This window comes from Marinobacter sp. (assembly GCF_052094685.1).
Lineage (GTDB): Bacteria > Pseudomonadota > Gammaproteobacteria > Pseudomonadales > Oleiphilaceae > Marinobacter.
Genome location: NZ_JBQDKB010000018.1, coordinates 1 through 24,097, shown reverse-complemented (window position 1 = coordinate 24,097; position 24,097 = coordinate 1). Strand labels below are relative to the sequence as shown.

Sequence of the window (24,097 nt, the reverse complement as noted above, 5' to 3'; positions counted from 1 at the left end):
ATGGCCCATCTCATCGAGCAAATGGCCTACGTTGGCCAAACCCCTTGGCATGGCCTGGGGAATGAACTGACCTCCAATCAACCGCTGGAAGTCTGGGCCAGGCAGGCAGGCCTCGACTGGCAGATCAAGGAGAGCCCCGTCAGGTTTGTAACCAATGCCGGAGGCACCTTGGGCGAGATCCTGTCCTACCCGGATTCCAAAGTGCTGTATCGCTCGGATACCAAAGCGCCGCTCTCGGTCGTCGGTAACCGCTTCAAGGTTGTGCAGCCAGAAGAGATCCTGGAGTTCTATCGGGATCTGACTGAGATATCCGGTTTTGAGCTGGATACGGCTGGTGTTCTGAAAGGTGGTCGTAAGATGTGGGCATTGGCGCGTACCGGTCAATCCGGTGTGCTGAAGGGTAATGACCAAACCAATGCCTACGTGCTCTTGGCGACCGCCTGCGATGGCACCATGGCCACAACGGCACAGTTCACCAGTATTCGTGTGGTGTGCAACAACACCCTGGCGGTAGCCCTGAAAGGTGCGACTGCAAACGCAGTGAAGGTGAAGCACAACACCGCCTTCGATGCGAATCTGGTCAAGAAGCAGCTGGGGATCTCTGTCTCTGCCTGGGATGACTTTATGTATCGTCTCAAAACGCTGAGCGAGCGCAAGGTCAAAGCCACGGAGGCCCGCAATTACTTCCTCAAGGTGTTCACTGAGGATGTTAAGGACGGTGTGGGCAAAACCAACGAACGCTCTATGGCTAAAGCACTGGCGCTGTATGAAGGCGAGGGCATGGGCGCGGCCCTGGCGTCATCCGATGGCACAGCCTACGGAATGCTGAGTGCTGTGACGGAATTCATCGATCACCATCGCCGGGCCAAAACCGTTGACCACCGAGTGGACTCTGCCTGGTTTGGAACCGGAGCTTCGGTAAAGAATCGGGCGCTTGAACAGGCCATGTCGCTAGTAGCCTAAAACCCACTACTTAAAACCAAAACGTCATAAAGCCCACCGGAGCATTGCGCTCTGGTGGGCTTTTTTTATGTCTGGAGGAAACACCATGGGCATGACTGCAAAAGCAATTCACAAGCAACGTCCAGCATTAAGGCTGGTCTCCACCAAGGATCTCAGTCGGGATGAATGGCTGAAGGTGCGTAAGCAAGGCATTGGCAGTAGCGATGCGGCTGCTGCGATTGGCATGAATCCTTATCAATCCCAGCTTGAACTGTGGATGGTCAAGACGGGCAGGGATGCTGGGTTGCCGAAACCGGATCCTGACGATCCTAGTTCTCCGGTTTACTGGGGGCATGTGCTTGAACCCATCGTAGCTGAGCAATACAGCCAGCAGACAGGCCGAAAGGTGCGCCGAGTGAACGCGGTGCTGCAGCACCCAGATCCGGATAAGCATTGGATGCTGGCTAACCTCGATTACTCCGTCGCCGCCGACGACGAAGTGCAGATTCTGGAATGCAAAACAGCAGGTGAGTTCGGATCAAGGCTATGGAAAGACGGTGTGCCGGATTACATCCAGTGTCAGGTTCAGCATCAGTTGGCGGTCACCGGAAAACAGGCGGCGGATGTGTGCGTTCTGTTGTGTGGTCAGGAGCTGAAGATCTTCCGAATTGAACGGAATGAAGAACTCATCGAGGCGATGATTGCGCTGGAGCGTGAGTTCTGGACGTTCGTAGAAACGGATACTCCACCACCTGCAGACGGAACCGATTCTGCCGACAGGGCATTGCGTCATTTGTACCCGGTAGATCAGGGCGAAACCTTGGACTTCAGTCAGTGCAACGAGCTGTCTCAGGCGTTCGGCGAGCTTCTGGCTATTCGGTCTGAAATGGAAACCCTGAAGTCCACAGAATCACACCTCAAGCAGCGAATACAAAGCCAGATGGGCGAGGCCTCAAAGGCCACCTTCCCAAGCGGCAGTGTTAGCTGGAAACGAAGCAAGGATTCCGTTGGGCTGAATACTAAGAAGCTGCTCCAAGACCAGCCTGAGCTTCTGGAGCGCTATCCACTCACCAGGCCGGGAAGTCGGCGATTCCTTATCCAAGCATAAACACCCCCTTGGCCACGCGGGTATGACAAGCGCCCCGTGGCCCTTTTTCAGGAGAGTCATCATGATTAAAGGTTTAGCGATTACGCCGCCCGTGTTGGGGCGCATCAGTATTGGTCGAGTCGTTGAGAAGAACGGCATCCGGCTTCCGCAAAAAGACAATCAATTCACCATCACCTCGCAGATACAGGAGAAGGATGGGTGGGTGCTCCACCCCATGGACGAAGAGCTGAGAAAGGACGCGCCAAACGGCAAGCTACGAACTATTCCGGTGCGCATGCTGTTCAACGAAGCGGATCTCAACCTGCGGGCGGAATACACCATGTTCGACCGGAAAAGCGGACGGCCGATCTGTGTAGGTAATGGCGATACATGCAGGCGCCTCACGCAGTCGGGAGTGCAGTCGTTACCATGCCCCGGCCCAACGTTGTGTGAGTTTGGTAAAGGTGGGCTATGCAAGCCCTACGGTCGTTTAAACGTTAAGGTGGGTGATGACGATGACTTGGGTACGTTTATCTTCCGCACCACGAGCTACAATAGCATACGGACACTGGCGGCCAGGTTGAGTTATTACCAGGCAGTCTCTGGTGGTTTGTTGGCATACATGCCGCTGGAGTTAAAGCTACGAGGAAAAAGCACGACACAAAGTCGCCGCACGCCGATTTACTATGTGGATTTGGTTATCAAGGAAGGGGTGTCATTGCAGGAGGCTGTGGCTGAAGCACAGGAGAAGGCCAGGCAAATGAAAGAGGAGGGAGTTGATCAGGCCGCGCTGGATGGTGCGGCTGCGAAGGGGTTTGGGAATGCGTTGTTCGAGTACGATGAGGATGAAGTGACGCAGGTGATTGAGGAGTTTTATCCCCCCGTGACGAAAGACAGTGTTTTAGAGAGCTCATCAGTGGTGTCAAATTTACGAAATGATCTGAATGCCAGTCGATCAGCCTCTGTTTAAAGTTCGGAGTGTGGCCTTGTAAGGCCACACTCCGAAACTTTTTTTAATTTCTAAATTTCAAGGTATTAGCCTGCACAATGTCGGCATATTCCCAATGGGGCTTGGTTCTGAATAAGACTGTTAGCTCCAGATTTTAAAGCCCGGCTGCTGGTTGATCGTCCAAAGCGCGGGCTTTTGTCGTTTTTCTTTGTAGGATGGCATTAATGACCACGAGGAGCGCGAAATGAGGGCCGATAAGAAGTAAACAACAGTGCGGACCTTTGCTGGGAGCATGGTTAGCAACTGGCTTAGCATCAATCGCTACCAGTTTCTTCGTCATTGATCCGAATACCCGCTTTTGCGGTCGTAAAAAAGTAGTCGACATTACCAGCAGGCGCTGCAGCAAAGTGTTTTTTTGCGAACCTGATTCTCATGGCCTCATCCCAATCTAGGTCATCGAGATTAGTAGTACTCTTGGTCTCGCGTACTAGGTAAAGGCGTTCGGTACCGTCATCCTCATATACGATTGCCCAGTCGGGTGAATACTCGCCAACAGGGGTGCGAATTTTAAAGCGCCTTGGCAACTTGGTGAAAAATTTCACTTTGTCTGTACTGTTTTCAAGCATCGCGGCGAAATCACGTTCAACGATGCTGTCGTAAACAACATGGTCGAAGAGATTTGCCCCGTCTTCTGGGGCCTTGACGACGCCATTCTTTAAGGCGATACCCTTTCGAGGTTGAGGAGGATTCTGCTCCTCGGCTTCGAGGAAAACGACCTTCGCATCCCACCAGTCTTCTTCGCTGTCGGGTTCGTACCCTACGTGCTTAACCATTTCCTCAATAGTGACTGTTCGAATTGCATTTGAAAGGATTCGAGCCCACCGTTCTGGATCGTCAATAGCACGCGCTTGTAGCTTATTTGGAACTGCGGTGATAATTGCGGCGATTGTTTGGTGTGTTAGGTGAAGGGGGAACTTTGTTGAAAGAAGCTGATCTTCGACCAATTGAACAATGTTTGGAAGTCGTTGGCCTACAATAGTAACTGAACTTCCGGCGCTTTCAGCTACCGCCTCATCATTGGTGATAACTTTTCCATCATCGTCATACATCAGCTCCGCCGACTGGACGATATTAGTGCGTTTGGCAAGAAATTTGATGTCATCTAAATGTTCAGATTCAGCGACAACGGAAGGTAGAATTGAGGAGTCAATTTTCACTCGGTAGCGAGCCTTGTAACGAATACGCTCCCAAATTTCTTTGAACTCAGGGCTTAGGAATTTTTCCTCTCTTCGCCTGATCGTAATTGTATTGTCGGCGTCACTCGGCTCAGGGCCAGTATCGGAGCCAGACGCTGTGTATTCTTTATTAAGTCCATCACGGAACTCGCTAAAGGTTTCGTCGACCACGAGTGTCAGGCGACATATTGACGAGTCGGTGACCCGCCGCCCATTTTCATCTACAGGCAAGCGTAAACCTCGTCCTATTTGTTGGCGGCGCTCGATCTCTGATCGACTGTGGCGTAAAAAACCTACTTGAAATACGTTAGGGTTATCCCAGCCCTCCCTAAGAGCAGAGTGTGAGAAGATGAACGCGCGCGGATTATCCTTTGTCAGAATTAATTCCTTGTTGGCAATGATTTCTTCAAATGCTCGAGCTTGCTGTTCCTGCGCCTCTTTTGAGGCCCCGTTCGCATCTTTGTACAGGCCTGTTTTTGTAGACGGGAAGTAGTGGACCCTGAGTGTTGAGGGGTCTGGGCATGTTTCAGGGACGTTGCCCGCTCGCTCCCATTCTTCACGATAAATCTTGTCGAACAACTTTGGTAGAATAGGATCTGGTTGGGCTTCGGAGGGCCAGTAGTCAGCGACCCGCTCCACGAAGAAAAGAGAAAGTACTTTAACATCATAGCCGACATCGTAAATGTGAGTCTGCCGCTGGAGGTGAGCGCGAATCGTGTGACGGATCTGATCTTGCCAGATAGTCATGCGATCGACGCCGGCTTCTTCGCCTACACCGAGAGTTACGCCGTTCTCGAAAATAATTCTATCAGGCTTCCGCTCAAATCTATCGACAACCATGCCGCGGTACTGACTAAGGCCGTTGGAAACTTCAAAGAGATCGTCTCCGTTCTGAAGGACGGCCTCCGTCCTCTTCGGACCGTTGGACGAGTTCATGTCAATCATGATTTCGGCGAATAGTCTCTTCGCCTTCGAGCGAATCTTGTCTACTCGTAGATACGGTTTTCCTGAATCAGCAGCGGCAATGCCTTTCACCGAAACGCGCTTTACTAAGCCCATTTCCGTAGCGGCCTTCGGTCCAAGTCGATGCACCAAATTAAACTTCTCGGCATGGGTGGCGCTATATCGCAGCACGAAAATTGGATTGAGCGTTGCGATAGCTTTTTTTCGAAGGTCAGTTTTGAAATTTTGTGGTTCGTCAACGATGACTACAGGATTAGTGCCGGAAATAGATGACATGCCACTGCCGGACTCCCCCCAGAGTTTTGGTTGTTCGGCTTCTTGATATATGACTCCCGTATCTGGCTTGTCAATAGTCTGCACACTGGCAACAAGGAATTGGATGGTGTTGCTAGGTTCCAGAAAGTCGTCTAGCGCGGAGCTTTCACCGAGAACGCCCCAGCGGTATTTTAACGATGGAAACTTTGGTTGAAAGTGTTCCACGGTTTGCTCGAAGGTTTTGATCACCCCAGCTCGAATTGCCACGGAGTGCGTGAGAATAACGAATTTTCGAAGGCCGTGTGTCTGAGCCAGTTGTAATGCCGTGGCTATGTAAACATATGTTTTTCCAGTGCCGGTTTCCATCTCGACTGAGAAGTTTGGAAAGTTGCGGGAGGCTCCCTGCAAGTCACCTTCAACGTCAAGAAGTTCGAGGTGAGACTGTTTTTCGACACCATCCTCACGAGCGGTCACGGCAGCTAGTTGATCGGTTAGGGTTTCCCGGTCAAGCTTGTAAAGAGCATGCCCATCTGCCCCGGGTGCCTGGCCAACAAGAGTCTTTTTCGGAGGAGTTAGAGCTCCCTCGAAAAGTTCGGTAATCGCATCGATTGCGGCTGTTTGATGGGGTTGGTTCTCAAAGTGAAACTTCACGGGGAACACGCTCCAATAAAACAAGGTTCTTTTGTAGGCGTGGTGCAAGTGTCAGGGTCGTAGAGTCTTCTACCTTGTCGCCACGCAAAATCAATGTGTCACGGCTCCCTAATTTAAGCTCGTCAGCTGTCTCGATAGTGAAAGCATTGAGCGACACGAACAAGCGACCTGAGGCAGCATCATCTCCCTCGATAGGGGAGAATTCGTAGACCTTAACTCCGCTTATGTCATGAGCCTTCACTTGGGAATTAAGCATGGTATCGGTTGACTTCAATACGAGCTCCCATGCAAGCGCATCATCATCAGCCCCATCGACTACCGGGGGCATCTGGTAGTTGAGTAATGACTCTTGAACATAGGCTTCCCCGCTAAGATTTTCTGTGGCGACGACAGGCGCTTCTATGATGAGATTGGTTGGGCGCGCACGAAATACGCGGAATCCCAGCGAGTCGTCTCCAATCGACTTAGCGGCACGACGGAGTCGCTCGGCTGTAATATCAAAAATAGTTTTGTAGCCGGCCTTTATAGCATTTTTCCCCGACTCCTCTGATTCGTTCGGTTTCTCCGGAGCCTGCACTAAGACCCAGTTTCGAGTTTGGTCTTCGCGGGTGTTTTGCTCCCAAATGGCGTGGCCTGTCGAGCCGGAACCAGCGAAGAAGTCAATGACGAGATCGCCGTTGTTAGTTAGTGAGTGTATGAGTCGAGCCAGTACATCTGTACTCTTCGGGTCGTCAAAAACCTTGGCACCCATAAGCTCATCTAGCTTCGCGGACGCTGCGCGGCGGTCACGATAAAAAACTGAAGGTGGCGCCCAGTTCTCGCGAGAATGCAAGTAGGCTTTAATTTGTACGCGTTTGGACATGTCCTCTGGGTAAACCAAACGGCCATCAGCGTCGAGTTCTTCCATTTTAGCCTTCTCGTAGCGCCACCCGTTTTTGGGCGGGCTATACCCTTTCCAATCGTAAACGAGGTTCTCGCGGTAGTTCGGACTGGATATGTTATCCGAAAACCAAACACCTCGGCTGTCGATGTGATTGTAGTGAGAGTGAGCCTTTGACGGGTCGTCGTCGGAGAGTGACTTGTACCACTCACGAAGTTGAGTTGTCATCAGTTTATAGTTGGTGCCGTGGGCAGCCCGAAGCTCCTCGACCTTAGCATATATCGGCTCGAGGCCTTCCTTACGCTCACGCCAACGAATATCGTTGGCCCTTAACCACTCCCTATCACGAGCATAAACAAGGATGTAGTCTTGGCCGCCTCCCGTAAGTTTGGCATCGCCTTTGCGTGCACCCCGCCACGTAAACATATCAACGAAGTTAGAGGCACCGAAAACTGCATCAAGAAGTAGTCGCAGGTGGTGGACTTCATTGTTATCAATCGATGCTAGGAAAACTCCATCGCGACGGAGTAAATGACGTGCAACGACAAGGCGCGAAAACATCATGCTCAGCCAGGGTGAGTGTTTTTTGCCTGCCGTCTCAAGTTTGCTTGTCTGGGCATTGCCCTGTTCGTCAACTTGGCCAGATTGTCTAAAGTACTCGCTTTCCGGAATGGAAAAGTTATCGCCGTAGGTGAAAGTGTTGCCAGTATTGTAGGGCGGGTCGATATAGATTAGCTTGGCAGCGCCGCTATAGCCTGACTTTAAGAGCTTGAGTACCTGGAGGTTGTCACCCTCGATCAGAATGTCCCGAGCAGTATCCCAGTTTAGTGAGGCTTTTTTATCGGGTTCAAGGGTTGCAGTTGTCGCGGCACGAGCATCGATACGGGCTTGCTCAATGCCCGGCCAGGTGAATGAAAATGTAGAGTTAGGTTGTTTGGTGATCCCAAGTGCAAGAAGGAGCTGCTCAGCGTCAATCTCACCATCAAGAAAGGCTGAAGGTATCAAGTCTTGTAGTTTTGAAAGCAATTCCTGACTTAATTCGGAGGTGGAGGTAGGAATGTTACTTACGGTAGGCATCGCTTCTGCTCCCTACAAAAATATTGATTTTGATTGCTTTCATTGTTGATGGTCCATCCGATTTACGGCGCGATTGTCACACAAGGTATCGCTCAACGGGTAAAGGAACGAAGAGCGTGAAATTATCATATTGAATCTCTTTTTTTGCGAAGTTCTCTGAACTTGTCAAACTAGATCCGCAACTATCTGGTTTTGCGTAATTTTGTCGTGTCAGAGTAGCCTATTTCGAGCGTCGTCAGAAGTCGTGCTTCACCTATGATGCAAATCTCTATGCCCTGAAAATATTTTTGTGTTGCTAGGGAGCACTGACGAGCCTGAATGGAGGTCGCTTCCAGGGTGTAAAAGAAGAGCGAAAGCGAAGCCAAGCCTCTCCTTGGCGGTCACACCACTAGGCAGGTGTCGCGTTCTCCTGGCATCCATGCCGAAGGTGAGCCGAAATGCTTGTATGACAGGTCTTATCAACTCCCCCCCCCCCCATTTTTTTTCAGCTTCGACTCGTTCCAAAAGCCCGCATTCCATTGCCGTATTGTTTGGTATCTGCCTTGCACATGTAGGAAGCGCGATGGAAAGCTTCGTTGAATTGCTCGTCATTGCCCCTATCGATCCAATACACCGGGTGACTCGATACGTAGATCAACGGCTGTTCCCGACTCCACTCCAAGCCTAGCGCGCTGTGCCAGGAGCGGGAAATGCGATTGAAAAGGTTTTCATTAGGCGAACATGCTTTGCCGAGCATGTGGTAAACATCGCGCCTAAGGATCAGAAGAAAATGATAATGAGGCTTTCCGTTGGTGCCAACCTCCCGGCACCAGACGTAGCGCACCTTGGTGTCGGGTGCCCAGCCTGCTTGGCATTTGCGCTCCCGGTCGTGCTCGATGGTGGCCTTAAGGGATGCGATGAACCGCTTGATTAGTTTCTTGTGATCCTCCGCTGTCATCCTGTCGCTGATCGCGGTAGGGATGACTGGATCAAAGCGGACTGCTAGCACTCGAGGGTAGTCACACACCGCATTCACCAGCGTGGTATGGAGTGCCCCGAGATACTCGGTCACCATTGGTAAGAACATTGTTTGAACGGGCATGCCGCCGAATGAGTCGAAGGCATGCAGGTGGAGGTTGCGGTTGGACGGGTGTCGCTTTGGCATTTTTTATCACCGGTAATGTAGGTAAGCACACATGAATGGCTGGGTGTGGGCGTTTGTTTCAGTCACAGTGAATCCACCAGCTGTGTGCTGGATTCAAATGGTTGATGGTTAGGTTTCTTCTTGGATTAGGAGCGGGGCTTGGTGTCCCTCCCTACTTGGAGGATTGTTGGTAGTAATAATTAAACAGTGGTCGCAAATGATGATCTGTTTATCGTAGATGCGCGTGGAAGTTGATGTTCAGTGGTGGTAGGTGGTGGAATATCAGCTCTGCAATTAAATCAATGTCTTAACGCTTTAAAAGCCTTCGCTATCTCTTAATTCGATTATGCCGCGTATCCAAGCATCGATCTCGCTCTCTACCCAGGCAACAGCACGGGCGCCGAGTTTGATTGGCTTCGGGAATGCTTCTTCACTGATGTATTTGTAGATCGTAGATCTGGCGAGACCTGTGCGGCTCATGACTTCTTTGATGCGGATCAGTTTCATGCTCATGACGGACTCCTGTGTTCGTTCATGACATGACGCAGGCCAGTATTAATTTAATTCGCGAGTGATTTCTGGAGGCAGGGCTCGGAGTAGGGGAGGCAGGGAAAGTCTTACATCCGGTATCATTAAGATCCTGTTAGAGGGCGCGTCATAGCCAAAACCCGCAGGATTTCGGAAGTACACTTTGATGTGCCAGTATGTCTGCGCTCCTATGTGGGCGGGTTCAATCACGAAATAGCCCTTCGCGTAGTCGGTGTCTCTATCGCATATTTTCAAATTGTGTTGGATCTCTTTCGCGATGTGGCAGGCTAATTGATAGAGTGAGAGGTAGATGCCGGTGGTGATGCCTTCGCCATTTCTCGCGGCCGTGACCAAAGAGGAGCAGTCATGCTCGATAGCTTTAATGACAGGAATGATTGGAGCGGGGGGAGTAAGTTGTTTGCGTGTCACCTCATCCCAGTGGGTCGACAGAAACTCCATGGCATATCCCAACAGGTGGGCATGGACAGAACTCTCAATTCCCACCCTTTGTAATTCTATCAAGCTTGTGGCTTGTTCTTGAGTAAGCGGAGGGAGCAGGGACTGTACGTTTTGGTGGTAATATTCAAGTGCCCTTAGAAATGGGAGCGCCCCCTTTGACCGCAGCTCCGGTTTGAGCAATGGATACCCGCTATCACACGAGGTAAAAGCACTCTCTATTTTTTTGGTTATTACGCTTTGATGTTTGATTAGCTTTGCCTTTGCAGCTGCGGCTTTGAGGCTTCCAGATATAACGTTGTAGCTGTTCCTCCCGCCTCCTGTCCCCACCCATGTCGTTAGAGCCAGCGATTCTTCGCCCATCAAGAGCTCGTGACCCAGGTTGAAGAAGTAAGCCGAGCGAATGCTGCTCTTGCCCTGATGGCTGCTCGCCCCAGGGACAATGCGGTTAATGAGCCCCAGCTTTTTCAGTTTGGATAGCTGGCTTCGTAGTCTCTCTCGGGTCATTCCCGTTAACGCGGTCAGTTGTCTCAAGCCAAGACCGGTGACGACGCCTGGTGTTCTAGCGTGCGCTAATAGGACTGCTAGCAACCAATAGGTGCCCGGTGCGATATTTTTTGCGCGCTCGTCACCTGTCATCAGGTTGTGAGAGTGGCCTGCTCGGGGGGAGGTGGTATTGATGCCTCGCTCGAGTAGCGCTTCGATTTCTGGTTGATGGGGCGACCGAGGGGTTGCCTCAAGGTTTCCTAGGTAACGCTGAAAATCGCCTGAAATATGAAGGCGCGAAATAGGGCGACCTTGTTTTTGCCTTACCTTTTCATCCAAGACAATGCCCCTGTTTTCCAGTTCTTCTAGCGCGGATCTTGCGTGTCGATGAGCCATGCCGAACTGGCGATAAAGCTTAAGCCTTGGCTTGGCTATCGCATTTTTAAGTCCCGCTAAGGCCGACCATTGGAGTAAAAGCCAGCGTGCTTCTGGGCTGAGTTTTAAGTCAGGGGTATGAAGTAGTTTGGGTTCCATGCAGCTCCCCTAGATCGATTTTATAGGTGCGTCGAACGGAGCATAATACATTGTGAGATTACAGTGTGAGAAAAATCTGATAAGTTTCTCGTGTTTAATCTGTTTCCTGGAGAAGCTGGAATGGAGCGTCAGGGAGAGTTATTTGGAACATTGCTTTCTTGGGTTAGTTTGTCCCAGAAAGATCAAGCGCATTGGATAGTGAGTTACCTGTTACGCACCCAATCCAACAGTGCGCTTGCCCAATACTTGAAGGGGGAGGGTGTCTCTGCGGAAGGTTATTATCGGCACGCCGTTATAGGTGGTCAGGGGGCATTAGAGTCTGTTGTGCAGGCGAGAATCCTGGATAGTAAATCGCGCGACCTAATTCAGCGTGATTGGCAGTCGGAAAAATTTATTGGACGCATGCGAGGGGCTTGGTATCAGAAGAGGTATCGAGAAAAAAGTGTTAAACAGGTTAGTTTTCAGCTATCCCAGGATGTAGCCGATAAGGTTGACAGAATTGCCCGTGATAGAGGGCAGTCAAGGACACACACGCTGGAACAGATGGTTCTCGATGGTGTGGATGCCTTTGATGTGGGAAGCAAACGATTCGCCCGACGGGCCGAAAAGCTGCAGCTGGAGTTGGAAAAGGAGCAGCGAAACGCTCGAGCGACTGAGCGTACATTCAATCAGTGGTCAGAAAACCTCCTAAAGGCGCTTGCTGAAGAAACGGTAACTCGTTTCTGTTGCTACGATTGGGGTGATAAGAGCGACGAAGATCTGATTGCTTCATTTGAGAGGATGATTGAGATTAGGGTTGCGGAGTTGGCGCCGGAAGAGGTCCTTCTAAGGGGGCGAGGGGGTAGGAAGAAGCCGGTTAAAGATTATTTCATTGAATGTTTGTACAAGTCGCTGAAGGGTTGATGCTAATGGTAGATTTTTTCGACCCTCCCTAGAAGTCTCGAAAGAAAGTGCTCTGGCTATTTGGGTAGTATATTGGGTAGTAAGTGCCGTTTTCAGATGTTATGAGTTTTGTTATTATAATGTTTTTAAAGGGTTTTATTTTTATGCTCAATGTGCAGGTGCAGAATATAGAGTGATTCAGCGCCGGCCTGATCAGGCCGGCGCCAGATTGTGTAGCGGCTCCGGCAACTGCAATATCACCCGCTGCCGACTGAGAGGGCAGTCAAATTCAAGGCTGACAGCCAGTAGTTGCAGGGGCACTCGCGCCGGTTTGCCGTAAAGTCGGTCGCCAACAATGGGGTGTCCAATGCTTTCCAGGTGTTTGCGGATCTGGTGTTTACGGCCAGTTTCGATGATTACCTGCAGAAGGCTGGTCTTGTCCGCTTCATTGATGCGTAGAGTGTATACGCGACTGATGGCGGCTTTACCGTCAACCGGTGTGTCGATCAGTTGATCTTGTGTATTAATAACGCCCGATACACTTGCCAGATAATGCTTGGTCATGGTGCGCCCGGCAAAGCATTGAGAAAGCGCGCCGGCAGCTTTCGGGTCATGAGCGATGAGCATTAGCCCAGCGGCATCGGCATCCAGTCGATGAACAAGGTGGCAAGGGCGTTTGAGCTTAAGCTCTACACAGCGCAACAAGCTGCAGTGATCGCCCCATTGTGAGCCTTGTGCCAATAAGCCGTGAGGCTTGAACCAAACACTGTAGCGGTTGTTATCTGCCACCAAGGTTGCCGCTTCAGGTTTTCGCACTAATACATTCTCATCATAATAAAGCTGCAACCGGGTGCCTGCCTTGAGTTCCTTGGTTGCGCGCCGAAGCCGTACTTGCTTGCCTTTTACCACCCACCAGCAAGCGCCTTTGTTCATGGCGTCTTTGATACGCTGGCGCGAAAGCCCTGATGCTTGGCTCAGTGCTTCACTAGCAGTTACGGGCTGATCTGTCGTGATGTCGAATTTTTTGCGCATTACTGGCCGGCATCTCCGGGTTTGATGGCAAGCAGGTCGGTTCTCAAGTGAGTGAGTACTTTCTCTGCAGTGTTGCCAATTACTCTAGCCTTTAGGCCGGTTTTACCGCTGGTGCCAATCACCACCATATCGGCTTTCAGCTGGCTGGCCACACTTGGGATAACCTTGTGTGCTGGGCCCGCGGTCATGTGGATTTGGTCGCGACTCAGGCGCCAAGTGTTGCACAGATGCGTAATGGTTGGCTCCAGTGCTTCTTTTCGCTTTTGCTCGTGTTTGGCTACATTGACGATTTCAAGATCCGCCAGCACTTCAGAAATATGCAGTGCGTGAACCAGATGCACGTCGGCCCCTAAAGCTTTAGCTAAAAGACTGGCCTGCTCGATGATCTTTGCATTGAGCGCTTTTTTTACCGGCTTGGTTGAGCTCAGGTCTACCGCCGCCAGTATCGGGTGGGCGCGGTGCCACTTCTGCTCTGCAACCAGCATGACCGGCACTGGGCACTCCCGAATCAGGTGCCAATCGGTAGGCGTATACAGCAAGGTTTCTGATCGGCGCCCGGTTTTAATCACGGCTTTGAAGCGGTTGGGGTGGCAGTGTTCGATAATCCATTGATGTATGTTCTTTTCCCAAACCGTGTGCGTGGTGACGTGTAAATCGCTGCAGTTCGAAAGCGCCAGCATCTGATCCAGCCACCGCTGGCGCAGCTCAATGAGGGCGCCTCGGGCACGCTGTTGCACCACAGGGTCTGACGGTAGAGCGCCAAGATGCTCATGGGTGAAGGACACGATTTCCAAGTGGGCGCCGGTGGCGCGCGCCAGTTCGATGCCCCGGGCCAGGGCCTTTTGATGCTTGTGGGCCGGGTCCATGACAATCAGAAGTTTATCCATGCTGCCTTTCCGTCATTTTGCTGTGCTTGAGTTTTATTCCGTGGTGTTCAAATGCCGCTGCCTTGATATTACCAGTTGTCGAGTCTCTGGGATGCGGTGTTTGGTCAAAGGCCGTATAATTGACGGTTTTCCGGGCCAGCAGTAATGTCGGCCAGATCCAGTTCAGGAGTTGTCGAGTCATGAGCCAGGCCGGTGAAACGGGTACGCTGTTTGTTGTTTCTGCGCCATCGGGTGCTGGCAAGACCAGCCTTGTAGCAGAAATGTTGCGTGCAGATCATAAGCTGGGGGTGTCTGTGTCCCACACCACTCGCCCCATGCGTGAAGGTGAGAAAAACGGCGTTAACTACCACTTTGTTAGCCGTAACGAATTTGAAACCATGATTGGCCGTGGCGACTTCCTGGAGCATGCCGATGTTTTCGGTAATTACTACGGGACCTCTCAAGTGTGGGTCCGGGAAATGCTGGTTAGTGGTCGGGATGTCATCCTCGAGATTGATTGGCAGGGTGCTGCGCAAGTGCGCCACCTTATTCCAGAGTGTGTGAGTGTGTTCATCGTGCCGCCTTCGTCTGAAATCCTGCGAGATCGCCTGGAAGGCAGAGGCACGGATGCGCCAGATGTGGTGGAGCGCCGGTTATCTGAAGCCCGGGAAGAGTGCAGCCATGCTGGGATGTTTGACTACTTGGTGGTGAATGATGACTTTCGGGAAGCGCTGGCGGACCTGTTGGCAATTGTACGCAGCCAACGTCTGAGAATGATTGCCCAGCAGGCCCGGCACAGGCAGTTGCTCTCGGGGCTATCTGGTGCAGGCGAGAGCCCGGCGTGATACGGGCTTTTGCTGTATACAAATTGTGCCGCTGGCGGTAAACTACGCGGTCTGCTAAATCAGTCATTTTATTTTGTCGGGGAAGTTATGGCACGAGTTACCGTTGAAGATTGTCTGGAACATGTAGATAACCGTTTCCAGTTGGTCATGCTAGCTACTAAACGTTCCCGTCAGCTTGCCACCAAAGGTGCCGAGCCGATGGTCGCAGAAGAAAACGACAAGCCTACGGTTATCGCCCTGCGCGAAATTGCTGGCGGCTTGGTTTCCCGCGATCTGCTTACTGAAATTGAAGAAGAGTAAAGCGTAGCGGACATAAGATGGAGGTGTGGTGTCGCTTGAGGCTACGGTAGAGGGACTGGCAAGTGAGCTCAGTACCTATTTAGATACCAATCGCATTAATCAGGTGCGAAGAGCCTACTATTATGCTGAGCAGGCCCATGAAGGCCAGATGCGTAAGAGCGGCGATCGTTATATAACCCATCCCCTCGCAGTTGCCCATATTCTTGCTGGCCTCAAGCTCGATCACCAGAGCTTGATGGCCGCTATGCTTCACGACGTAATAGAAGATACCGGCATTCCCAAAGACGCGCTTTCCGAGCAGTTCGGCGAGGATGTGGCGGAGCTGGTAGACGGCGTCAGCAAACTCACTCAAATAGAGTTCCGCACCCGCGCGGAAGCTCAGGCAGAAAACTTCCAGAAAATGACCTTGGCTATGGCTAGGGACATCCGAGTTATTCTGGTGAAATTGGCGGATCGGCTGCACAACATGCGCACTCTAGGGCCCATGCCCTATGAAAAACGCCAGCGCATTGCCACAGAAACCCTCGATATATACGCCCCCATCGCCAATCGCCTCGGTATGCACGCGATCTCCACCGAGCTGGAAGACTTGGGTTTCTCATCCCTGCACCCAATGCGCTCCCGCTACATCTCCAAGGCCGTTGATAAGCTGCGTGGTAGCCACCGTGAAATAATTGAAGACATCCGGGGCCGATTGCAGGAAAAATTGGAAGAGCGTGGCCTTCCTGGTCGCATACTCGGGCGTGAGAAGCACTTGAACAGCATCTATAACAAGATGAAGTTCAAACAGAAGTCGTTTTACGAAATTATGGACGTATACGCCTTTCGCATCATTACTGGTACGGAGGACGACTGCTATCGGATTTTGGGGGCAGTTCACAGTCTATATAAGCCGATGCCCGGCAGGTTCAAAGATTACATCGCCATGCCCAAGGCCAACGGTTACCAGTCGCTGCACACCACCTTGTTTGGTATGCATGTGAACATTGAAATCCAGATCCGCACTGAGGAAATGGAGAACATTGCCAACGATGGTATTGCGGCGCACTGGATGTACAAAAATGAGCCGAGCCGCGTTACCAGTGTGAACCAAACACGGGTAGACCGCTGGGTGAAGGGTTTGATGGAAATGCGTGAGCGGGCGGATGACTCCCTCGAGTTTATCGAGCACGTAAAGGTAGATCTCTTCCCTGACGAAATCTATGTGTTTACCCCAAGGGGCAAAATTATGGAGTTGCCCAGTGGCGCAACCCCGGTAGATTTTGCATACGCAATCCATACGGATATTGGCAATGCGACCGTGGCCTGCCGTATTAACCGAAATCTGGGCTCGCTGAGCAGGCCGCTTCAGAGCGGCCAGACAGTAGAAATTATTACGGCGCCTGGCGCTCGACCGAATCCGGCCTGGCTCGGTTTTGTGGTCACCGGCAAGGCGAGTAGCAGTATTCGCCATACTCTTAAGAGTCAAAAGCATACCGAGTCGCTGGAGCTGGGGCGTACGCTGCTGAAAAAGTCCCTCAACGGGTTTGGTGCCCGTTTGTCTGATATTGATGATATTCAGAAGCAAGCCGTGGTCAATCACAACCAAGTAAACAGCTTTAATGATCTGATTAGTGATATTGGCCTAGGCAATCGAATGGCGTACTTGGTTGCGCGTCAGTTGGTCAGCGGCGCTGAAAGCGAAGGCCCCAATCGGGCCGCCAAGGACATTCAGGGTGGCGATGATGCACCGGTAACCATAAAAGGAACCGAAGGTATGCTGGTTCACTTTGCCGCCTGCTGCAAACCAATCCCTGGGGATCCGGTTGTTGGGGTGATGGATTCCGGCAGTGGCATGGTTATTCACTCCGACACCTGCTCCCGTTTGCCTGAAGACAACGAAGGCCGCTCTCGCTTGACCCATCTCACCTGGGCCAAGGATATTACCGATGAGTTCTCTGTAGAGCTACGTGTTGAGCTGGAGCGACAGCGCGGCGTGATCGCCGAGGTGGCTAACGCGGTGGCCATGGCGGATGGTAATATCGAGCGTATCAATGTGGACGAGCAAGATGCCCGTTTTGGCGTGGTCAGCGTTGTGGTTAAGGTGCACGGCCGCAAGCATTTGGCTCGCGTAATGCGACGGGTTCGCAACATCAAAGCAGTTACCTCAATCAATCGTGTGAAATACTGAGCCCAGTCAGGGCCGGGTAGTTGACAGCTCCCGTGTGGAACGGCGACGATTAGTGTTTTGGACGAGAGGAAATTACACGGTATGGCCAACAAATCCGTAATCCAGACTGAACACGCACCGCAGGCAATTGGTCCCTACTCCCAAGCTGTAAAGGCAGGTGACACGGTCTATATTTCTGGTCAAATTCCGCTGGTTCCTGAAACCATGGAAGTGGTAGCCGGGGATTTTTCAGCCAAGACCCGCCAGGTATTCGATAACCTCAAAGCGGTATGCGAAGCCGCCGGCGGTGAGCTGAAGGATATTGTTAAAGTGAACATTTACGTGACCGATTTGGCGAACTTTGCTACGGTTAACGAAATCATGGCGACGTATTTTCCAGAGCCATACCCAGCACGGGCCGCTGTAGAGGTTTCAGCTTTGCCCAAAGGTGTCCCGGTAGAGGTGGAAGCTGTGATGGTGCTGAGTTAATTCAGCAATGAACAGCAAGGACTATAGAACAAAGGCGGCCTTGGGTCGCCTTTGTTCGTTCTAGGCCTAGCCCTTCTCGATCATTTCACGGTACCCGGCGCGAAAATCCGGGTAGCGAAAGCTAAACCCGGTTTGCAGCAATCGCTGATTATTACACCGCTTGCTGCCCGCGCGGCCGCCTTTTCTGGCCTCTGCTACTGGCTCGGCGCAGGGAATCTGCTGGCGAACCCAGTCAACCACCTCGTCAAGGCGAACCGGCTCACAATCGCTGGCGACATAGCAATTATCCAGCGGCTTTCCTGAAAGCGCTAATCCGTTAAGGTAGTTCACAACCGCTGCTGCGTCCGCCTCATGAATGCGGTTGCTGAACGGCGCGGGCGTTATTGGGTTCATGCGGCCGGCAATAACCTCCTCGAGAAAACGCCTTCTTGAAGGCCCGTAAATGCCGCTGAACCGGACAATCGTTGTGGGGTGGCCGCTATCCAGTGCCACCTGTTCACCCGCCAGTATCTGCTGGCCCGTGACCCGAGAGGGAGAAGTGGGGCTGGATTCATCCACCAAGCTGTCGTCATTCTGGGAATAAACGCTGGTGCTGCTGATAAAAAAGAGTCGCTTGAGCCGTTGCTTACCTAATGCACCAAGGAGATTAGACAGGCCGTTAACGTACGCATCGCGGTATCCCTGTTCGTCGTAGCTGGAAGGGGTTAGGCAATAGATAACGGTATCCAGATTCTCGGGTAGCTTGCCGGTCAGCGTTTCTGGGAGGGTTAGATCTGCACCCACACCCTCAACGCCTGCTGGCACGTTCTCGGGGGTGCGCCGTAACCCGTAAACCTGTGCAGACTCTTTTAGCATGCTGGCGATGGCGCCACCGAGATTGCCGCAACCGGCTATGAGAATTCCGGGCATACTATTGCGATCAGCGATTGCCATAGACAATATCAATCCTTATCCTTTAACTCATAAATCAATGAAACTTCGACCCGTATCCTTTTGACCGGAGATCACCATGACTCTTACCGAGTTACGATACGTCGTTACGCTCGCCCGCGAAAGGCATTTTGGCCGGGCTGCAGAACGCTGCCATGTTAGCCAACCAACACTCAGCGTTGCGGTCAAAAAGCTGGAAGATGAGTTGGGCGTTCCTCTATTTGAACGCAGCAAAAGCAGCATCCGCGTTACGGAAACCGGCCAGCGTATTGTAGAGCAGGCCCAGCGTGTCTTGGATCAGGTGGGTGTGATCCGTGATATGGCTCAAGATGGCAAAAGCCAGCTGAATTCGCCGCTGAAAGTCGGGGCGATATACACCATTGGGCCCTATCTGTTCCCGCATTTATTGCCGGAGTTGCGCCGTGCGGCACCGGACATGCCGCTCTATATCGAAGAAAACTACACCGCCAGTTTGCGGCAGAAGCTGCGCCAGTCAGAACTGGACGCCATTATTATAGCTCTGCCGTTTGAAGAGGCAGAAGTGCTAACGCTGCCGCTCTACGATGAGCCCTTTGTGGTGCTTCTACCTGCAGGCCACCCATTGGCGAAAAAAGATCAGATCACCGGCGAAGAGCTCTCCCGCGAGCAATTGCTCCTGCTTGGCCCGGGGCACTGCTTTCGGGATCAAATACTTGAATCCTGCCCACCGTTGGTGGATGCGGTTACCCGCCGTGCTGATACTGGCTCGCCGTCGCTGGTTACCGAAGGCAGTTCTCTGGAAACCATTCGCCACATGGTGGCTTCTGGCCTAGGGATTACCGTGCTTCCGCTTTCGGCAGCTACCGCGATGCAGTATCGCAAAGATGTGCTGGTAACCCGGCCTTTTGCGCCGCCAGTGCCTTCCCGTACGGTAGCTCTTGCCTGGCGGGTAACCTTCCCAAGACCTAAAGCCATTGATGTCCTCTCTCTTGCGGCCAACCAGTGCCGAGTGATTGAAAAAGCGAAAGTGGACACTCCGGTTGCTGCCGAAACGGACTGAGCTCAATCATGGCGTCTTTGGATGATATCCCCGTCACAGAACTTAAGGGCGTAGGAAGCGCCCTAGCTGAGAAGCTCGCGCGGCTTGGCATCGCTTCGATGCAAGACTTGCTGTTTCATCTCCCTCATCGCTACGAAGACCGCACTCGCATTATCCCCATGGGCAGTTTAAGGGTAGGCGATGTGGCTGTTGTGGAAGGGGAGGTGATGAAGACGGATCTGATGATGGGCCGCCGCCGCAGCCTGCAGGTTACTCTGAAAGACAGCAGCGGGTTTCTCGTGATGCGGTTCTTCCATTTTAACGCAGCCCAGAAAAACCAGCTGGCGGAAGGCACTCGGGTTCGTTGTTTCGGCGAAGTGCGCCCAGGTCGTGCCGGATATGAGTTCTATCACCCAGAATACCAAGTAAACCCGCCACCTATGGCTGCAGCTGATCAGGCAACCCTTACGCCGGTCTACCCGCTAACCGAAGGCATACAGCAACCCCGTGTAAGGGGGTTGTGCCAGCAAGCGCTGGGATATCTTCAGCGCCACCCTATACGCGATTGGTTGCCAGCCGAGCTGCTGGCAGGCTACCAGCTGCCGGGCATTACTGAAGCTGTCCAGTTGGTACATTCTCCCCCGGCCAATGCCCCGGTTCATCTGTTGATGGAGGGGCTTCATCCAGCGCAACAGCGATTGGTTATGGAAGAGTTGCTCGCGCACCAGTTGAGCATGCTACAGGTTCGTGAGCAGATTCAGGCTCGGCAAGCGTTGGCCTTGCTGCCTGCAGGCGAGTTATCTGAACGCTTTCTGGAAGAATTGCCGTTTGCGCTCACAGGCGCCCAGCGTCACGTTGCGAGCGAGATTCGACAGGATCTCAGTCAGCCACTGCCTATGCTGCGATTGGTTCAGGGTGATGTGGGTTCTGGTAAAACCGTGGTGGCTGCGTTGGCCGCGCTTCAAACCATAGGCGCGGGTGCTCAGGTGGCACTGATGGCCCCGACAGAAATACTGGCTGAACAGCACTATCAAAACTTCTGTGGCTGGCTTGAGCCCTTGGGCGTTCAGGTCGCTTGGCTATCTGGAAAGGTAAAAGGAAAAGCCCGAAAAGAAGCATTGGGCGCCGTTCATACGGGGGCTGCTAGTGTAGTAATAGGAACTCACGCACTGTTTCAAGATGATGTGCTGTTTCACCGGTTGGCGCTGGTTATTGTTGATGAACAGCACCGGTTTGGCGTTCATCAACGCTTGGCCCTGCGCGAAAAAGGTGTAGGTGGAACCCTTGCACCGCACCAACTGATCATGACGGCTACCCCCATCCCGCGTACTCTTGCCATGAGTGCCTACGCAGATCTTGATACCTCGGTGATTGACGAGCTACCACCGGGTCGCAAGCCCATTGAAACCATTGTAATTCCCGACAACCGCCGGGAAGACGTTATTGAACGAGTTCGCAGTGCCTGTACCGACGGGCGCCAGGCCTATTGGGTGTGTACCCTAATTGAGGAATCGGAAGCCCTGCAGTGCCAAGCGGCCGAGGTAACAGAACAAGAGCTGACCAAACGGTTGCCAAACCTGAAAATTGGGCTGGTTCACGGGCGGCTCAAGTCGGCAGAAAAAGTTGCGGTGATGGAGCAGTTCAAACAGGGCGAGCTGGACTTGTTGGTTGCCACTACCGTGATCGAAGTTGGCGTGGATGTTCCCAATGCTTCGCTAATCATTATTGAAAACCCTGAGCGCCTGGGCCTTGCCCAGCTTCACCAGCTCCGGGGCAGGGTAGGTAGGGGTGAACAGGCTAGCTTCTGTGTGCTTATGTACCATCCACCGCTGTCGGCTAACGGTAAGGCGCGGCTGCAGGCCCTGCGTGATAGCCAGGATGGGTTTGTGATTGCAGAAAAAGATCTTGAAATACGCGGGCCGGGTGAAGTGCTGGGCACTCGCCAGACTGGCGTGATGCAATTCAGACTGGCAGACTTTGAGCGAGATAAAGGCTGGATTGAGCCGGTGCGAGAGATGGCGCCAGGGCTTATGAAACAGCCGCGGCTGGCGCAAGCGCTGATCCGCCGCTGGCTTGGAGAAAAAACACGCTACGGAGATGTATAAGTAGAGTCAGTGTCTAGTTAGGCAATAAAAGCACCTACAAGAATTAGCTCTATATCAACGATTGCACCTACACGTTGCCCTATACTGAACGCCGGTGGTGGCTTTTAATGGCTGAATGGCAAGCAGAAATATTTGGGAGAAGATGATGGAATTACCTGTCACGGTTCAGCAGGCTTTGGGTGATGTTGCTAATGGCGTGTCGCTGAGAGACGTAGGCCAAGCCAGTAGACACGAACTGCTGCGAATGGTGTTGCTCAATGATGGACCAGACAATCTCCAGATCGTTTGCCGCAAGGACGATTTGATTGATCTAGAGGTGCTCAACAAGCAGCAGCAACGTAATTTCCATCTGATGAAGCCTCGGGAGCAGGTTCGCGTGAAAGAGCGCGCGGGGTTGCGGGAACTGCCCGCGCTGCCTTCTTTAACCGGCTGGCCCACCTTGGTGGATAGCCGAGTAGATGATTTGCCCTCCGTAGCTCTGGAGCTAGGCGAGCAAAACCTAGCCATGGTGATGCCTGCTGAGGATTTTCGAACACTCACTGAAAAAGCAGCTCGCCAGTCTTTTGCGGTAGATCCTGAAACCATCGCGGTAAACCTGAACGACGCAGGCAACGACCGCAGCCAGTTGAACTCTGCTATCAAAAAGTTCACCAGCCTGCGCATTCAACAGCGTTTGGAAGACACTCTGGAACTTCCGCCATTACCCGAAACCGCCCAGCGAATTATTCACTTGCGAGTAAACCCAAATGCCGTTATGGGCGATTTGGTAGATATCGTTGAAAGTGATCCCAGTCTGGCAGCCCAGATTGTGAGTTGGGCATCCTCATCCTTCTACGCAGCCGCTGGGCAAGTACGCTCGGTACACGATGCCGTATCGAGAGTACTTGGGTTTGATATGGTGATGAACTTGGCCATGGGGCTGTCGCTTGGGCGTGCGCTAAACCAGCCCCAGGACCACCCAGATGGTTATGTAGACTACTGGCAGCAGGCTATTTGGCAGGCCCAGTCGGCGGGTATTCTGGCGAGCATGATGCCGCGTGGTGAGCGCCCCACGTTCGGGCTGGCTTACCTTGCAGGTCTTTTGCATAACTTTGGTTATCTTCTGCTGGCTCAGGTTTTCCCACCTCATTTTAAGCTGGTGTGCCGCTCTTTGGAGATCAATTCTGTTATCGATTCCTCTGTAACAGAGCACTATCTCCTAGGAATAACCCGTGAACAGATTGCGGCCCAGCTTATGGAAAACTGGGGGATGCCAGATGAAGTTACTCTGGCTATAAGGTACCAGAAGAACAGCGATTACCAGGGCGCCCACAGTGTTTACGCCAGGCTTCTTTGGTTGGGCCGCCAGCTACTGACCGCAAGAGGTGTGGCAATGGGTGCCGGCGCAGACGTTGAACCGGGAATTTATGACGAGCTTGGCCTGAACCGCGAGCAGGTAGAAGAACAGTTTGATGAGCTGGTTGGCAGCAAGGACAACGTTATGGCCATGGCCGGCATGATGAGCCAGTAGCAAAAAAGCCGGCCATAAGGGCCGGCAAGTTTCCGCTCATAGCAGAGTCGTCCGAACGTACCAGGAGAAACAACGCAGGGCGGTAATCGATGCAGTAGAAACTTACCGTCCTGCTATTAATTTAGACAAGGGCTGAAAAAAGAAAAGGCAATTTAGGCAGTTAGCCAAACTTGAGCGCCCCGTCAGATTTCGAGCTTTTAGCAAGCTTCTGATATTGAATTGATAAAGTTGTCTTTTGCGTTTTTTTGGTTACAAAAAGATACAAATTCAGAGCTGATTAAAATCTGTGATTTCGGATGGCCGTTGCGGCACGGCGAATTTCATCTGCATGGCGCTTTTCTACCGCAAACCGCTCCTTGTCCATTTTCGCTACAAACCGCGCTTCGGTATCTTGGCGAGCCTGGTGAGTGGGCATATGGCGAAGCTGCTCATATACCTCCATAAACACCCGAAAGGGCGGTTGCTCCATTAATTCTGGCGCAACATGATCAAGCAAGCCCTTGATGCGCAGGCAGCCCTCCGAGTATTCCACTTGATCTTCCTCGATGGCCATAGCGATAACACGGATGCTGTCGATCATATCTTTGCGCCGTTTCGCCTGAAAAGCCTCAGCTTTTTGCTGGCGCTTGCGACTCTCAGACAGCATTACCATTTGTCGCCGAATAAAGCCCAGCAGCAAAATGATGGCGATAGCGCCGGCAATGATTAGGCTCCACTGTAGCCATTGGGGCATCTTGTTCTCCATAGTCTTCGAGGGGCTTTAATGGTGAGCGCAGATTATCAGGAAAGGGGTAGTGGGGGAAAC

20 protein-coding genes are annotated in these 24,097 nt (G+C 52.3%); 11 read left to right on the top strand and 9 right to left on the bottom strand.

Annotation, left to right across the window (positions count from 1 at the left end):
• The 3 genes from ACTH3S_RS05945 to ACTH3S_RS05935 all read left to right on the top strand — a co-directional run bounded on the left by ACTH3S_RS05945 (position 1) and on the right by ACTH3S_RS05935 (position 2,999).
• Positions 1-963, top strand: a complete 963-nt coding sequence (locus ACTH3S_RS05945; RefSeq protein WP_441808107.1) for a DUF932 domain-containing protein — start codon at positions 1-3, stop codon at positions 961-963.
• An 85-nt stretch (positions 964-1,048) separates the two neighbouring features.
• On the top strand, positions 1,049-2,050 hold the full coding sequence (locus tag ACTH3S_RS05940) for a YqaJ viral recombinase family nuclease (RefSeq protein WP_441808125.1): 1,002 nt from the start codon (positions 1,049-1,051) through the stop codon (positions 2,048-2,050).
• A 61-nt stretch (positions 2,051-2,111) separates the two neighbouring features.
• Entirely contained in the window at positions 2,112-2,999 is an 888-nt protein-coding gene (locus tag ACTH3S_RS05935) for a recombination directionality factor (RefSeq protein WP_441808106.1), read from the top strand.
• A 293-nt stretch (positions 3,000-3,292) separates the two neighbouring features.
• Here the strand turns inward: ACTH3S_RS05935 and ACTH3S_RS05930 are convergent, their stop codons facing one another.
• The 5 genes from ACTH3S_RS05930 to ACTH3S_RS05910 all read right to left on the bottom strand — a co-directional run bounded on the left by ACTH3S_RS05930 (position 3,293) and on the right by ACTH3S_RS05910 (position 11,166).
• Positions 3,293-6,082, bottom strand: a complete 2,790-nt coding sequence (locus ACTH3S_RS05930; protein ID WP_441808105.1) for a restriction endonuclease — start codon at positions 6,080-6,082, stop codon at positions 3,293-3,295.
• Positions 6,066-8,039 carry a site-specific DNA-methyltransferase gene (locus ACTH3S_RS05925; protein ID WP_441808104.1) on the bottom strand — a complete coding sequence of 658 codons (1,974 nt, stop codon included), beginning with the start codon at positions 8,037-8,039 and terminating at the stop codon, positions 6,066-6,068. Before ACTH3S_RS05925 ends, ACTH3S_RS05930 begins: the two co-directional genes overlap by 17 nt.
• 484 nt (positions 8,040-8,523) lie before the next feature.
• The gene (locus tag ACTH3S_RS05920) at positions 8,524-9,183 is read right to left on the bottom strand and encodes an inovirus Gp2 family protein (protein ID WP_441808103.1); all 660 of its coding nucleotides are present in this window, start codon (positions 9,181-9,183) and stop codon (positions 8,524-8,526) included.
• A gap of 294 nt (positions 9,184-9,477) precedes the next feature.
• Positions 9,478-9,669, bottom strand: a complete 192-nt coding sequence (locus ACTH3S_RS05915; protein WP_441808124.1) for an AlpA family transcriptional regulator — start codon at positions 9,667-9,669, stop codon at positions 9,478-9,480.
• Between the two features lie 48 nt (positions 9,670-9,717).
• On the bottom strand, positions 9,718-11,166 hold the full coding sequence (locus tag ACTH3S_RS05910; protein ID WP_441808102.1) for a hypothetical protein: 1,449 nt from the start codon (positions 11,164-11,166) through the stop codon (positions 9,718-9,720).
• A 90-nt stretch (positions 11,167-11,256) separates the two neighbouring features.
• Between ACTH3S_RS05910 and ACTH3S_RS05905 the strand changes: the two genes are divergently transcribed.
• The gene (locus tag ACTH3S_RS05905; RefSeq protein WP_441808101.1) at positions 11,257-12,069 is read left to right on the top strand and encodes a ribbon-helix-helix protein, CopG family; all 813 of its coding nucleotides are present in this window, start codon (positions 11,257-11,259) and stop codon (positions 12,067-12,069) included.
• Positions 12,070-12,261: 192 nt separating this feature from the next.
• Here the strand turns inward: ACTH3S_RS05905 and ACTH3S_RS05900 are convergent, their stop codons facing one another.
• Both ACTH3S_RS05900 and ACTH3S_RS05895 read right to left on the bottom strand, forming a co-directional pair.
• On the bottom strand, positions 12,262-13,080 hold the full coding sequence (locus ACTH3S_RS05900) for an RluA family pseudouridine synthase (protein ID WP_441808100.1): 819 nt from the start codon (positions 13,078-13,080) through the stop codon (positions 12,262-12,264).
• On the bottom strand, positions 13,080-13,967 hold the full coding sequence (locus ACTH3S_RS05895) for a universal stress protein (protein ID WP_441808099.1): 888 nt from the start codon (positions 13,965-13,967) through the stop codon (positions 13,080-13,082). The genes ACTH3S_RS05900 and ACTH3S_RS05895 overlap by 1 nt, the downstream gene beginning before the upstream one ends.
• Before the next feature lie 179 nt (positions 13,968-14,146).
• Here ACTH3S_RS05895 and gmk point away from each other — a divergent pair, with 179 nt between their 5' ends.
• The 4 genes from gmk (at position 14,147) to ACTH3S_RS05875 (ending at position 17,729) form a co-directional block, all read left to right on the top strand.
• A complete protein-coding gene (gmk, locus tag ACTH3S_RS05890) occupies positions 14,147-14,791 on the top strand; it encodes a guanylate kinase (protein ID WP_441808098.1) in 645 nt (214 codons plus the stop codon).
• Between the two features lie 87 nt (positions 14,792-14,878).
• The gene (gene rpoZ / locus ACTH3S_RS05885; RefSeq protein WP_441808097.1) at positions 14,879-15,091 is read left to right on the top strand and encodes a DNA-directed RNA polymerase subunit omega; all 213 of its coding nucleotides are present in this window, start codon (positions 14,879-14,881) and stop codon (positions 15,089-15,091) included.
• 28 nt (positions 15,092-15,119) lie between these two features.
• Positions 15,120-17,261 (top strand): RelA/SpoT family protein, encoded by a 2,142-nt coding sequence (locus ACTH3S_RS05880; RefSeq protein ID WP_441808096.1) that lies wholly within the window; start codon positions 15,120-15,122, stop codon positions 17,259-17,261.
• An 81-nt stretch (positions 17,262-17,342) separates the two neighbouring features.
• Positions 17,343-17,729 (top strand): RidA family protein, encoded by a 387-nt coding sequence (locus tag ACTH3S_RS05875; protein ID WP_441808095.1) that lies wholly within the window; start codon positions 17,343-17,345, stop codon positions 17,727-17,729.
• A 66-nt stretch (positions 17,730-17,795) separates the two neighbouring features.
• Here the strand turns inward: ACTH3S_RS05875 and ACTH3S_RS05870 are convergent, their stop codons facing one another.
• On the bottom strand, positions 17,796-18,662 hold the full coding sequence (locus ACTH3S_RS05870) for an NAD-dependent epimerase/dehydratase family protein (protein ID WP_441808094.1): 867 nt from the start codon (positions 18,660-18,662) through the stop codon (positions 17,796-17,798).
• A gap of 76 nt (positions 18,663-18,738) precedes the next feature.
• On the opposite strand from ACTH3S_RS05870, the gene ACTH3S_RS05865 reads away from it, so the two are divergent.
• From ACTH3S_RS05865 to ACTH3S_RS05855, 3 genes are all read left to right on the top strand, one after another.
• Positions 18,739-19,698: a LysR substrate-binding domain-containing protein gene (locus ACTH3S_RS05865; protein WP_441808093.1), complete on the top strand. Its 960-nt coding sequence runs from the start codon at positions 18,739-18,741 to the stop codon at positions 19,696-19,698.
• A gap of 8 nt (positions 19,699-19,706) precedes the next feature.
• Positions 19,707-21,782 (top strand): ATP-dependent DNA helicase RecG, encoded by a 2,076-nt coding sequence (gene recG, locus ACTH3S_RS05860; protein ID WP_441808092.1) that lies wholly within the window; start codon positions 19,707-19,709, stop codon positions 21,780-21,782.
• 145 nt (positions 21,783-21,927) lie between these two features.
• Entirely contained in the window at positions 21,928-23,292 is a 1,365-nt protein-coding gene (locus ACTH3S_RS05855) for an HDOD domain-containing protein (protein WP_441808091.1), read from the top strand.
• A gap of 277 nt (positions 23,293-23,569) precedes the next feature.
• Here ACTH3S_RS05855 and ACTH3S_RS05850 read toward each other — a convergent pair whose 3' ends face one another.
• Positions 23,570-24,025 (bottom strand): DUF2489 domain-containing protein, encoded by a 456-nt coding sequence (locus ACTH3S_RS05850; protein WP_441808090.1) that lies wholly within the window; start codon positions 24,023-24,025, stop codon positions 23,570-23,572.
• Positions 24,026-24,097: the final 72 nt, after the last annotated feature.

What these genes read in the sequence shown, in the direction of transcription:
- ACTH3S_RS05945 (WP_441808107.1), top strand. Translation starts at nt 1, where the DNA reads ATGGCCCATCTCATCGAGCAAATGGCCTACGTTGGCCAAACCCCTTGG.
- ACTH3S_RS05940 (WP_441808125.1), top strand. Translation starts at nt 1,049, where the DNA reads ATGGGCATGACTGCAAAAGCAATTCACAAGCAACGTCCAGCATTAAGG.
- ACTH3S_RS05935 (WP_441808106.1), top strand. Translation starts at nt 2,112, where the DNA reads ATGATTAAAGGTTTAGCGATTACGCCGCCCGTGTTGGGGCGCATCAGT.
- ACTH3S_RS05925 (WP_441808104.1), bottom strand. Translation starts at nt 8,039, where the DNA reads ATGCCTACCGTAAGTAACATTCCTACCTCCACCTCCGAATTAAGTCAG.
- ACTH3S_RS05920 (WP_441808103.1), bottom strand. Translation starts at nt 9,183, where the DNA reads ATGCCAAAGCGACACCCGTCCAACCGCAACCTCCACCTGCATGCCTTC.
- ACTH3S_RS05915 (WP_441808124.1), bottom strand. Translation starts at nt 9,669, where the DNA reads ATGAAACTGATCCGCATCAAAGAAGTCATGAGCCGCACAGGTCTCGCC.
- ACTH3S_RS05910 (WP_441808102.1), bottom strand. Translation starts at nt 11,166, where the DNA reads ATGGAACCCAAACTACTTCATACCCCTGACTTAAAACTCAGCCCAGAA.
- ACTH3S_RS05900 (WP_441808100.1), bottom strand. Translation starts at nt 13,080, where the DNA reads ATGCGCAAAAAATTCGACATCACGACAGATCAGCCCGTAACTGCTAGT.
- ACTH3S_RS05895 (WP_441808099.1), bottom strand. Translation starts at nt 13,967, where the DNA reads ATGGATAAACTTCTGATTGTCATGGACCCGGCCCACAAGCATCAAAAG.
- gmk (WP_441808098.1), top strand. Translation starts at nt 14,147, where the DNA reads ATGAGCCAGGCCGGTGAAACGGGTACGCTGTTTGTTGTTTCTGCGCCA.
- rpoZ (WP_441808097.1), top strand. Translation starts at nt 14,879, where the DNA reads ATGGCACGAGTTACCGTTGAAGATTGTCTGGAACATGTAGATAACCGT.
- ACTH3S_RS05875 (WP_441808095.1), top strand. Translation starts at nt 17,343, where the DNA reads ATGGCCAACAAATCCGTAATCCAGACTGAACACGCACCGCAGGCAATT.
- ACTH3S_RS05870 (WP_441808094.1), bottom strand. Translation starts at nt 18,662, where the DNA reads ATGGCAATCGCTGATCGCAATAGTATGCCCGGAATTCTCATAGCCGGT.
- ACTH3S_RS05865 (WP_441808093.1), top strand. Translation starts at nt 18,739, where the DNA reads ATGACTCTTACCGAGTTACGATACGTCGTTACGCTCGCCCGCGAAAGG.
- recG (WP_441808092.1), top strand. Translation starts at nt 19,707, where the DNA reads ATGGCGTCTTTGGATGATATCCCCGTCACAGAACTTAAGGGCGTAGGA.
- ACTH3S_RS05855 (WP_441808091.1), top strand. Translation starts at nt 21,928, where the DNA reads ATGGAATTACCTGTCACGGTTCAGCAGGCTTTGGGTGATGTTGCTAAT.
- ACTH3S_RS05850 (WP_441808090.1), bottom strand. Translation starts at nt 24,025, where the DNA reads ATGCCCCAATGGCTACAGTGGAGCCTAATCATTGCCGGCGCTATCGCC.